The 10,621-nt window shown below is 47.4% G+C and carries 11 protein-coding genes; 5 read left to right on the top strand and 6 right to left on the bottom strand.

Annotation, left to right across the window (positions count from 1 at the left end; all coding sequences use genetic code 11):
• The 3 genes from OEZ43_15430 to OEZ43_15420 form a co-directional block, all read left to right on the top strand.
• Nucleotides 1-492: hypothetical protein (locus OEZ43_15430; protein MDH5546982.1), on the top strand; the 492-nt coding region annotated here is incomplete at its 5' end.
• Between the two features lie 206 nt (nucleotides 493-698).
• Nucleotides 699-1,154 carry a FixH family protein gene (locus OEZ43_15425; protein MDH5546981.1) on the top strand — a complete coding sequence of 152 codons (456 nt, stop codon included), beginning with the start codon at nucleotides 699-701 and terminating at the stop codon, nucleotides 1,152-1,154.
• A gap of 108 nt (nucleotides 1,155-1,262) precedes the next feature.
• A complete protein-coding gene (locus OEZ43_15420) occupies nucleotides 1,263-2,423 on the top strand; it encodes a hypothetical protein (GenBank protein MDH5546980.1) in 1,161 nt (386 codons plus the stop codon).
• Between the two features lie 8 nt (nucleotides 2,424-2,431).
• On the opposite strand, the gene OEZ43_15415 is transcribed toward OEZ43_15420, so the two are convergent.
• On the bottom strand, nucleotides 2,432-3,379 hold the full coding sequence (locus OEZ43_15415) for a glycerophosphodiester phosphodiesterase family protein (GenBank protein ID MDH5546979.1): 948 nt from the start codon (nucleotides 3,377-3,379) through the stop codon (nucleotides 2,432-2,434).
• A gap of 350 nt (nucleotides 3,380-3,729) precedes the next feature.
• Nucleotides 3,730-5,478: a methyl-accepting chemotaxis protein gene (locus OEZ43_15410; GenBank protein MDH5546978.1), complete on the bottom strand. Its 1,749-nt coding sequence runs from the start codon at nucleotides 5,476-5,478 to the stop codon at nucleotides 3,730-3,732.
• A 389-nt stretch (nucleotides 5,479-5,867) separates the two neighbouring features.
• Between OEZ43_15410 and OEZ43_15405 the strand changes: the two genes are divergently transcribed.
• Entirely contained in the window at nucleotides 5,868-6,272 is a 405-nt protein-coding gene (locus tag OEZ43_15405; GenBank protein ID MDH5546977.1) for a bacteriohemerythrin, read from the top strand.
• 28 nt (nucleotides 6,273-6,300) lie between these two features.
• Here OEZ43_15405 and OEZ43_15400 read toward each other — a convergent pair whose 3' ends face one another.
• From OEZ43_15400 to rsgA, 3 genes are read right to left on the bottom strand one after another with little or no spacing between them, the layout of a single operon-like run.
• Entirely contained in the window at nucleotides 6,301-6,825 is a 525-nt protein-coding gene (locus OEZ43_15400) for an N-acetyltransferase (GenBank protein MDH5546976.1), read from the bottom strand.
• Between the two features lie 24 nt (nucleotides 6,826-6,849).
• Nucleotides 6,850-7,716 carry an aldose 1-epimerase family protein gene (locus OEZ43_15395; GenBank protein MDH5546975.1) on the bottom strand — a complete coding sequence of 289 codons (867 nt, stop codon included), beginning with the start codon at nucleotides 7,714-7,716 and terminating at the stop codon, nucleotides 6,850-6,852.
• A gap of 38 nt (nucleotides 7,717-7,754) precedes the next feature.
• Nucleotides 7,755-8,783 (bottom strand): small ribosomal subunit biogenesis GTPase RsgA, encoded by a 1,029-nt coding sequence (gene rsgA, locus OEZ43_15390; protein MDH5546974.1) that lies wholly within the window; start codon nucleotides 8,781-8,783, stop codon nucleotides 7,755-7,757.
• A gap of 79 nt (nucleotides 8,784-8,862) precedes the next feature.
• Here rsgA and orn point away from each other — a divergent pair, with 79 nt between their 5' ends.
• Entirely contained in the window at nucleotides 8,863-9,405 is a 543-nt protein-coding gene (gene orn / locus OEZ43_15385) for an oligoribonuclease (GenBank protein MDH5546973.1), read from the top strand.
• A 130-nt stretch (nucleotides 9,406-9,535) separates the two neighbouring features.
• Here the strand turns inward: orn and queG are convergent, their stop codons facing one another.
• Nucleotides 9,536-10,615, bottom strand: coding sequence for a tRNA epoxyqueuosine(34) reductase QueG (gene queG, locus OEZ43_15380; GenBank protein ID MDH5546972.1), 1,080 nt, complete (start codon nucleotides 10,613-10,615; stop codon nucleotides 9,536-9,538).
• Between the last annotated feature and the right edge of the window lie 6 nt (nucleotides 10,616-10,621).

Here is a 10,621-nt window from a genome sequence, read left to right as displayed (position 1 = left end):
TATGCATCGTACTACTATGACGCTGACTGGAACCGCATCAACCGTAACCAGGTAACCAGTGCTGACAAGTGTGCCGCATGGCCAAGCCGCAGCTGCGCTGACGACAAGAACATGTTCATTCTTGCGAAGGTAGGCAAAGCCTACGGTGCGCAAATGGCATGGGTGACGTCTTCACAGTTCAAGGCACGTGCAGCAGCAGGTCAAACCATATTCCCACTGGATGTGGTTGAAGCCTTTGGTCGTTACGTAGCAGAAGGTGACATCGAGATTCTGGATCTGCGTTCAGGTACAGCCGCGACTGTAACAGTACAAGGTCTGGGTGGCGCGATCACCGAAGCTAACTTCAAGCCGACTTTCCCACGTATCAACCTGGTAAATGAATTGCCAGATGGTCGTGCAGAGTTCGGTTTTGGTGTGATTCAGCCGATGCGTGGTGCAACACTGACACCCGCTCTTCAGGCCGATGCACCTGCAAACGCAGGTAGCTTCTAAGCAAGACTAACGACACAGTTTAATTGTCGTAAACGAAACAGCCCGCTCTTATGAGCGGGCTGTTTTTTATTGTTAATTCTCGTCCTGGTCATGTTAGTTTACTTGCAGGGTAATAGTATTTAGAATGCCGGTCTGGTTTCAAATACCTGCCTTAGATCCGGTCGAAAAGATCAGGATTAGTGACTCTCAAAGTTGGATTTTATTATATGAAGAAGATGAAAAGTCTCACATTCTTGTTTGCAATGGCCTGTGTGGTATTGTCTGCCTGTGCAAGTCAATCCAAGCATTCCGGAAATACAGGTTTGGCCTTTAGTAATCTTGAAAACGCCGTGATACAGACCTCGGATGAGGGCAAATATCGGGTAAAACTGTTTAGTAATACTTTTCCTATTCCTACGAACAAAATTCATTCCTGGACGTTACAGGTAGAGACTAGCGACGGAAAACCTGTAGAAGATGCCATGATTCGTATCCATGGCGGGATGCCTCAGCATAAACACGGCTTTCCCACCACGGCACGTGTCGAAAAATATTTAGGGGAAGGGCGTTACACAATCGACGGTGTAAAATTTAGTATGCCCGGATCATGGCAAATGCGTATCAATATAAAAGAAGAGCAAAAACTGCGACGTGATCGCGTGGTTTTTAAGATAGATCTGTAACATTCAACCGGTTCTTCGATGATGCAATATGCGCCTATAATCACAGCTATTTTAATACTGTTCTTGGGTTGTTCACCATTACCGGAACGTTCTTCGGTAAGCCTGCCATTGGAACATCAGTGGACAGCGGCGCAAATTGATTTGCTCTCCTCTTTGTCAATAAATGCCTTGCCAGGTTCTAAGGACGAAAGTAACCGTTTTGTGGGCAATCAGTCAGCAATAGACTTCGGTAGAAAGCTATTTTTTGATCCACGATTCAGTCAAAACGAGACAATTTCCTGTTCCAGTTGTCATCAGGTCGATAAGCATTTTACTGATGGTCGGGCCACTGCCAAAGGTCTGGTCGAAACCAGTCGAAATGCTCCGACTATAGTAGGTGCGAGTGAGCATACCTGGTTTTTCCATGATGGACGCAGTGACAGTTTGTGGTCACAGGCGACAGGTCCACTGGAAAATCCATTGGAGCACGGCGGCAATAGAATTCAATACGCCTTGATAGTCTTCAATGACAACTCCTTGCGTAAGCAGTACGAAGAGATATTTGGCTTGATGCCGGATATCTCTGACAATGTACGGTTCCCTTTGATGCGTGTCTCTGTAGACGATGCGGCCTATAAAAAGCATTGGAAGGCAATGAGCCTACAAGATAGGGTCAGCATAACCCAGATATTCGTCAATATGGCCAAATCTATCGCGGCATATGAAACCACATTGCAACCGACTACGTCTCGATTTGACCAATATGTCAATTCTCTGGTGAAGGGTGAGTTTGATAAAGCCGTGTCGGTGTATTCCAGTGATGAAGCGGCCGGACTAAAGTTGTTCATCGGCAAGGCGAATTGTTTTATTTGCCATAATAGTCCACTGTTTTCTGACCGGGAATTTCACAATGTAAACACGCCTCCCAGGAAGGGCTTCGATTTCGACTGGGGACGGTATTCCGGAGCTCAGCAGGTGCTGAAAAGCGAATTCAATTGCCGTAGCGAATACAACGACGCGGCAAATAAAAACTGCGAAGAATTGACCTATATCACGACTGAGAAAGACGAGACTATAGGCTCGATGAAAACCCCAGGTCTACGCGATGTGTCCAAAACGGGGCCTTATATGCACGCGGGACAATATAAAACGCTGGCGGAGGTTATCGAACACTATAATGATCCGCCACCGTTGACGTATCGAGTGACAGACCTGTTTGATATTGATCTGAGCAAAAAAGAAGCTGAACAACTTGAAAAATTCTTATTGAGTCTGGATAGCATCAAGTAGTCGTAGTATTACTTGTTGTATTGCTTGCGAGCTACCTTGCCTATCAATTCGATTCGATTTGTCCAAATGCCACCACGATAGGATGCGGGTAAAGTTGCCAGTGTTTCAATTGAGTCGATTCCGCCGGTCGCGCCTTCGCCTTTCTGCCCTACAACGAACACGGCACTGCCCACATTCTGCATTCTATCGATAAAACGATCTGGCCAACCCCACATCCATCCCGCTTTGTTTATAGGTAAGGCAATCAGCGAACGTTCACAGCTTTGCGGAATTACTCCCAGCCACCCCATCAACATATAGCGAATCGCGCAAGATTTAACCGATTGCTTGCTCATGGTTATCACGTCGAGGACTCGTTCACGCACGACCGCGACAGGAGTTTCTGCCCCGTACACAGCGAGTAAATGTCGTTGCCTGGCCGGAAGTTTATTCAAGTAGTTTGCGAGCAGTACACCCTCTTGGGTGTCATTGCTTTTTATATTGATCAGAAAGTGTCGATTCGGAAAGGTATTGAGCACTTCTGTTAGCGTTGGCATTAGGCCAACGCCTTTTCCTCGAAAAGGAAATGTCTTGCCACCGTCCACGGTATAACCGTATCCGACATCCAGGGTCTTGAGATACGAATAGGATTGTTCCCGTGTAACACCATGACCTTCGGTACGACAATCCAGTGTCCAGTCATGAAATACGGCGAACTCACCGTCTATGGTCGGATGTATGTCAAACTCCACCAAGTCGGCTCCGTAGTCAAAGGCCGCTTGCATAGAGGCTAGAGTGTTTTCCAGGAAACCATGCGTTGGTGAATAGATGTGTTGTGCAGTGCAAGTGTCTCTTTCAATTTTGCTTGTATCATACGTCTGGTGAACCCCGCGATGAGCGAGCAATACGGGCCCCTGCATGGATTGAATAAAGGGTGTGGCACTTTGTTGTGAGGCACAGCCAAGAATTAACTGCACTATAACCAGAAATGATAAGAACCCTAAACTCCTCCGTGAGTGGCGTGATTTGCAGATGTTCACTGATGCCTTTTCCTTGATTCTGGCTATTTAGTATTTTGTATCAGGAGTCTAATAAATATATCGAATAAAAACAAAAAGGAAATATGTCGTACTTATTGTATTAGAAGATTTGGACCATGGAATTGTGCAACACCTTATGCAAGAAACACCTGGGGATCTACTAATCCAGGCCGCTGGTGAGCAAGAACTAGTTATGATCAGACAAGATATGCTCAGTTCGACTGACGTTCGGTGCAGTGCCTCTCGCGTTGAATTATTTTCATCCAATAGTGTTAGTCTGCGGACATCTAGCTCAGCTTAAAAAAGCCAATTGCATATTTTAGCTGGTCAGCCTCAGTCTTTAGTGAATGAGAAGTAGAGGACAATTCCTCTGATGAAGCCGCATTGGTTTGTGCGACACGCTCCAGCCGCGACACGGCTTGATTCACCTGTGTGATACCCGCACGTTGCTCGTTGGAGCCTAGACTGATTTCATCGACCAAGGTGGATGTTTTTGTGATTGCAGGGACTATTTCGTTAAGCAAATCACCAGCGCGTTTGGCGACACTCGCGCTCTTGGTTGTGAGCTCGGTAATTTCCTGTGCGGAAATCTGGCTGCGTTCCGCTAACTTGCGCACCTCATCGGCTACAACGGCGAAACCCTTGCCATGTTCTCCGGCGCGTGCAGCTTCAATTGCCGCATTGAGCGCCAATAGATTTGTTTTGTAGGCGATGTCTTCGATCAGGCTAACTTTTTCAGCGACTTCATTCATCGCCAAAACTGTCTCCGCCACGCTCTTTCCACCTTCTTGTGCTTTCGTTGCGGCGCTGCGTGCCATTTCGTTGGTTACTTTAGCATTCTCCGCATTCTGGTCTATGGATGAGCCCATTTCTTCCAGCGAGGCGGAGGTCTCTTCAACACTCGCAGCCTGTTCTGAAGCACTCTGACTTAGTGAACCGGCAGTCTCATTCACTTGTGAGGAAGCATTAGCAATAGCCTCGATACCTCGACTAACGTCTTCCAGTACGACTTGAATTTTTTCGATAAACCCGTTTAGCGACTTTGCGGTTTGCCCAAATTCATCATGGCCAAAGTCTGGTAAGCGATAGGTAAGATCACCATCGCCTTGATGCAAATCGTCGCTTGCGTGCATCATGGCATTCAGTGGTTTAAGTATTCCACGCGCTATACTTACAATAAAGCCAAGGGAAAGGAGCGCGAGCGTCAACCCCAGCACGATGGATATGGTATTGGATCGATTGATCTTGGCCGCGCTGAATTCTTCGATTTGAATAAATAATTGTTCTAAAGACGTTTCAGTTTTGTGCACCGTATTGCGCATTTCGCCACGTAGTCCTTGCTCTGAAGACAAACCTTTTTCTTTTGCGCCATCGGTGTAGGCAAGGAACTGGCGTGAATAGGCTTCCATTTTTTCCTGTATTAGACTACGAGCTTTGGAAGGGAGTTTTTCAGCCATTAATGTGGCCGTCATTTTGGCGAAGTCTTTGTTGAATTTATCGATATACTTGGGATCATCGCGCAACATAAAATCCTTCTCCCTGCGGCGCAACATCAACATTTGGCTCAATAGTTTGTCATTTTTGAGTTCATTGATAACTTCTTCCGCATTGTGTACGGCGTCGCGAAGTTGGCCGTTCAGTCCAGATTTGTGATCAAATCCAATCTTTTCCTGTACGGCTACCAGCTTGCGAAAGGTGTCACGGTATTCACGGAGTATCTGCTGAATTTGAACGATTAGTGCAGCGTCCATATGCTGCCTGGATGAAATTTGAAGTATTTGCTCAACATGTTCTTCCATCGCCGCGAAATTCTTTTCAAATTTATCCAGATACTTCTTGTCGGTGCGCATCAGAAAGTCTTTCTCATTACGTCTCAGCATCAACATATCCGCTTCAATTTGAGTCGCCAGGCCACGCTCGTCTTTCAGTTCGCTAATCTGGCTGTTGGAATACCACATTAGTCCACCACTCACAAAAATAGACGCGAGAAACAGGGCTGCGATCGTCAGCATCTTGGATTTGATTGTTAATTTCATTTTTCGATAACCTGGAGTTGAATAGTGAGAATGTAAAAAATTGTCTTTGGTGTAAGACTTAAGTCGGCTGTAAACGTAGATTCTTTAAGGTAGTTCCGTGATTTAGACCTTGTTTTTGTTTAGTACCAACGGGCTAAATGAATGGGTTCGCAGGGGTGGAAATACAACATTATCAACGTCCTGGCGCATGAACAGTAAATGTCTCGTTAATATCCGATCTGGTTCCCCGCATGTTTGAGAGCCATGCTCGGATTTTATGATTAGCCTATAAATAATCACGTAAAGCAACACCCATGGGCGGTCACATTTGTGCATGGTGAGGAAGGAATGTTTAGACTTCTGAAGAGAAGTTGCAGGACACAGTTAATCATCGACTGACGAGGGAATATATGTCTTACATTGAGTTTGACGCCAGCTTAATGGTAGGGAACAGGCTTATTGATCAGGAACACGAGGTATTGATTTCTTATATCAATTTACTGCAGAGGGCCTTGGATAATGAGGCTAGCGCCAGTTTGATCGAGAAGGTTTTATCGGGCCTGGTCGAATATACGAAGACGCATTTTTTCCTCGAAGAGGAGCTCATGCAGGCCTACGGCTATCCAAACTATGATGCGCACAAGAATGCACACGAGGGTTTTAAGAAAACCGCCAATGATTTACTGACGCAATTCGAGAATGGCGTCGATATCGATCTCAATGAAGTGAATGAGTTTTTAAAAGAGTGGCTAATTGGCCACATTTTAAAATTGGACGTTGTTCTGGCGGAATTCCTCAAGGGAAAAACGTTGTAAGCACACACAATAGTATTGCTTGGCGGGTTTAGTCGGCCGAATTTGGTGAACCATTTTCAAATACGGGATGAAACCGAAACTTGCCTTGTGGTTCACTGCCGCGGAAGAGTTTTATCATGAAGTGTTCTGCATAGGCAGCGGATGGTGACAAATGGGGTGCAAGCGTAAATCCAAACCGGCAATAATAGTTGGTGTCACCGACAACGATACAGCCGCTAGCGCCATTCTGTCGTAAGCGTTCGAGGCCGGTCAGTATAAGTTTAGAACCGATTCCCTGACGCTGATAACCGGGTAATACTGCGACCGGGCCAAGCGTGAACCAGTCTTCTGCCTTGTCGGCGATTTTCGCAGGTGAAAATGCTGCCTGCCCAATAATCGTATCCCCGCTAAGCGCAACCAACGAAAGTGTCAGCGCACCTTGTTCGCGAAGTTTCGGCATCAGTTGCGATTCGTCACCATCGGCGTAATCTTTACCCGCGAAGGCGCGATCGATAATGTCAGTTATCGCATCGAAATCTGAAGTTTGTTCTTCGCGTATGGTGAGATTGTCCATGTTCAACATACCTTTCGTGCCTATTTAAATATGAATGTTTACACTATATGAAAGACTGTGTTCACTGAATGGTGGCAGCACATGTACGCCGGGTTTTTCCGTAAATTCTCCGGCAAAACTCTCCGGGCTGGCATGTCCTGACCAGGGCTCGATACAAATAAACGGCGCACCGGGTTTAGTCCAAATGCCCAGATCCGGAAATCCAGTGAAGTCGAACGTAATGCCTTTTCCATCCTTGGTTTGGTAGCTTACTGATTGACTGTTGAGGTCTGGAAAAATGAGCGCATCGTTTTCGAATAGTTCGGCGCTGAGCATCAGGCTTTTTCCTTCTAGCGGAGAGTTGCGCAATTCCTGAGAGATCAATCCATTCTTGAGTTGCCAGATATGCGCGGCCTCCTCGTGCTCAAAGCGAATATGGTAGTCAGACGAAATTGTATCGGGAAGGAGTGGCCAATTGAATCCCGGGTGTCCACCGATGCTGAATGGCAGTTCCTGCTCATGATAATTGCGTACAGTATAGACGATCATCAAGCGACTACCGAGTAGTGCATAACTCACCAGAAGCTCGAACAGGAAAGGATACTGGCAACGGGTTTGTTCATTGTCTGTCAGTCGAAACATCAGCAGGCTGTTTTCCTGTTCAATGCATTCGAATTCCATATCCCGCGCAAAGCCGTGTTGCGTCATAGGGTAGGGTTTGCCCTGGTGTATCAGTTGATCGTTTTTCAAACGGCCGACTATCGGAAATAGATTTGGCGCGTGGCGGGGCCAGAATTGCGGATCGGCTTGCCATAACAATTCGATATTGTGACTTTTGACGGAATACAACTCCGCGCCTTGCGATTTGACCGAGATCTGCATTTCGTCGTTTGCTATTTCATAAATCGTCATATTCAAATCCTGCTCAAAAAGATCGTTAACGCGCGTAATCAGTCTTCGCGGGCGCCGTCTTCTATACTCGACATAATGGCCTGGAAATTGGCAAAGCGCTCTTCGCTGATGTTGCCGTCGTCTCTGGCCTGTAGAATTGCGCATCCGGGTTCGTGGGCATGTGAACAATTCCGAAATTGGCACATGCCACTGAGTTCGCGTAATTCTCGAAAGCCATTGATGATGTCATCCTTGGGTAGATGCCATAGGCCAAAGTCTCTGACGCCTGGTGAGTCGATGATGTCGCCCCCGTGGGGCAGGTGATACAGACGTGCCACGCTGGTAGTGTGACGTCCGAGCGTTCCATATTCGTTTAATTCGCCAATCTGAATGTCCATATCCGGTAACAAACGTTTTATCGTCGAAGACTTGCCCACGCCAGACTGTCCAACCAGAACGGAAGTCTTGTCATGCAAGGCATTGTGCAACTCAGCCACACCCAGGTCGGTCTTGTTGGAATAGAGCAAGGTCCGATATCCCAACGCAGTGTAAAGCTCGACAAGCTGATCGATGCGTGCACGCGTTTCCGCATCCAGCAAATCAATTTTATTAAACACCACAATGGCCTCGATGTGGGTCATCTCGGTGGCGATAAGATAGCGGTCAATAAGCGCTGTCTGTAATTGCGGTATAGGGGAATTAAGGATAAAAATCTGATCGACATTTGCGGCAATTGCTTTTACCTCGCCGTGGTATAACGTTCGGGCGAGTATGGACTGGCGATCACAGATGGCAGTAACCACACCGTCTTCCGAGTTCAACAACTGCTGGTAAATAACATAATCGCCAACCACCACTTGCCCCAGATTAGCGCGGGACTGACAACTGATAATCTTGTGTTGTTCGACTTCCACTAGCAAGCGAGCGCCAAAATTGGCAATCACGCGCCCCTGTTTTTCATCACTGGCCGCGCTTTCCTCCAACTGGTTCTCTACGGCCTCGGCCTTTTTCTGCGCCCGCCGAATACGCTCCTGCTGGATTTTAGACAGTCGCCATTTTTGCTGGTGGGAGAGTTTGCGTTTGCTCATGCGATGTCAGGTTAAATCTGTAACTGAATGGGTTATCATAGGCGCCAGTTTAATCGATTAACGCAATAATGGGTATGTTATGAGCAAAAACGATGACAACCTGGTGTGGCTCGATCTTGAGATGACCGGTCTGGATCCGGATACCGATCAAATCATCGAAATCGCTACCATAGTGACGGACAAGGATTTAAACATATTGGCAGAAGGTCCGATGCTGGCCGTCCACCAGGATAAATCCGTGATGGACGCCATGGATGAATGGAATACCCGTCAACACGGTAGTTCCGGGCTCACCCAACGGGTACTGGAGAGCAGTACCGGTATGTCAGATGCGGAGGAACAAACCCTCGCATTTATGCAGCAATATGTTGGTGAACGTAAGTCGCCAATGTGTGGCAATAGTATCTGCCAGGATCGTCGTTTTCTTTATCGCTTAATGCCCAGGCTGGAAGCCTATTTTCACTACCGTAATCTCGATGTCAGTACCTTGAAGGAACTTGCCCGTCGCTGGGCACCCGATGTTTACAGCGGTTTCGAGAAGAAAGGGGCGCATCTTGCGCTCGACGATATCAAAGAGTCGATAGACGAGTTACGCTTTTACCGACAGCACTTATTAAAATAATCGTCATATTTTTGTGGCATGGTTAGGCTGCGGAATCAGCGCAAGGCCAAGGCAGGCAAAATGGCTCCAACAAGCATGGAGTTGTTTTGACACCGGTAAGCCTGTGCCACATGGAGCGGAGTAATTTTTCTTAACTGCCGTGTTGCGACAAAGCCCATTGCACATGCTCGCGCAGGAGTTCAGAAGGGTAGTGTAGGCGAGTCCTCAGGGCGTTAATCACCCCGGGACTGGAACTCGCATTGCCCAGGGCGACGGCGATATTACGCAACCAGCGTTCATAGCCTATGCGGCGTATGGGTGACCCCTCGGTGTGTTCCAGAAAGGTTTTCTCATCCCACAGAAACAGCGTCACCAGCGAAACATCGTTGAGCGAATAGCGAATACGAAAATCATTTTCCTCACTCACGCTGGCGAATCGGTTCCAGGGACATACCAGCTGACAATCGTCGCAGCCATAGATGCGGTTGCCCATTGCTTTACGGAACTCCAGGGGAATGGCGCCGTGTAGCTCTATGGTCAAATAGGAAATACAACGACGGGCATCGACTGTATAAGGGGCAATAATTGCGTCTGTCGGACATTCAGTCATACAACTGGTGCAGGTGCCGCAATGTTTGTCTATCGCTTGATCCGGGGGCAGAGGCAGGTCGGTATAGATCTCTCCCAGAAAAAACCATGAACCTGATTCGCGCGATAGAAGATTGGAGTGTTTGCCTATCCAGCCAAGTCCGGCCTTTTCGGCAATCGCCTTTTCCAGTACCGGCGCGCTGTCGACAAACACACGATAACCAAATTCGCCCACGGCATTTTCGATGCGACTGGCCAATTGTTGCAGACGCTTGCGTAAAACTTTGTGATAGTCGCGCCCTAGCGCATAACGTGAGATATAGGCCTGGTCTTGCTGGCCGAGCAATGTCAACGGGTCGATATCTTCTTGCGGCAGATAATCCATGCGCACCGCAATAATTGCACAGGTGTTTTCCACGAGTTGTTCTGGTCGCCAGCGTTTTTCACCATGGCGATGCATGTAATCCATTTCGCCGTGAAAATGTTGTGCTATCCAGTTGTGTAAATGCTGTTGCGCCTGTTCAAGTTCAATATCACTAATGCCGCATTGTTGAAAACCCAACTCCCGCGCCCAAAGTTTGATCTGCGCCACGAGTTGCTGCGGGTTTTTTAAAGTTTGTTTGTGGTGTTCAGGACTTGTCATTACAAT

This window comes from Gammaproteobacteria bacterium, assembly GCA_029881255.1.
Taxonomy (GTDB): domain Bacteria; phylum Pseudomonadota; class Gammaproteobacteria; order S012-40; family S012-40; genus JAOUMY01.
The sequence above is the reverse complement of the archived record's forward strand: the minus strand, read 5'-3'. Positions and strand labels throughout refer to the sequence as shown.

Excerpts from the sequence above, each read along its gene's own strand:
- OEZ43_15425 (MDH5546981.1), top strand. The coding sequence starts at position 699 with ATGAAGAAGATGAAAAGTCTCACATTCTTGTTTGCAATGGCCTGTGTG.
- OEZ43_15410 (MDH5546978.1), bottom strand. The coding sequence starts at position 5,478 with ATGAAATTAACAATCAAATCCAAGATGCTGACGATCGCAGCCCTGTTT.
- OEZ43_15405 (MDH5546977.1), top strand. The coding sequence starts at position 5,868 with ATGTCTTACATTGAGTTTGACGCCAGCTTAATGGTAGGGAACAGGCTT.
- OEZ43_15400 (MDH5546976.1), bottom strand. The coding sequence starts at position 6,825 with ATGGACAATCTCACCATACGCGAAGAACAAACTTCAGATTTCGATGCG.
- OEZ43_15395 (MDH5546975.1), bottom strand. The coding sequence starts at position 7,716 with ATGACGATTTATGAAATAGCAAACGACGAAATGCAGATCTCGGTCAAA.
- rsgA (MDH5546974.1), bottom strand. The coding sequence starts at position 8,783 with ATGAGCAAACGCAAACTCTCCCACCAGCAAAAATGGCGACTGTCTAAA.
- orn (MDH5546973.1), top strand. The coding sequence starts at position 8,863 with ATGAGCAAAAACGATGACAACCTGGTGTGGCTCGATCTTGAGATGACC.
- queG (MDH5546972.1), bottom strand. The coding sequence starts at position 10,615 with ATGACAAGTCCTGAACACCACAAACAAACTTTAAAAAACCCGCAGCAA.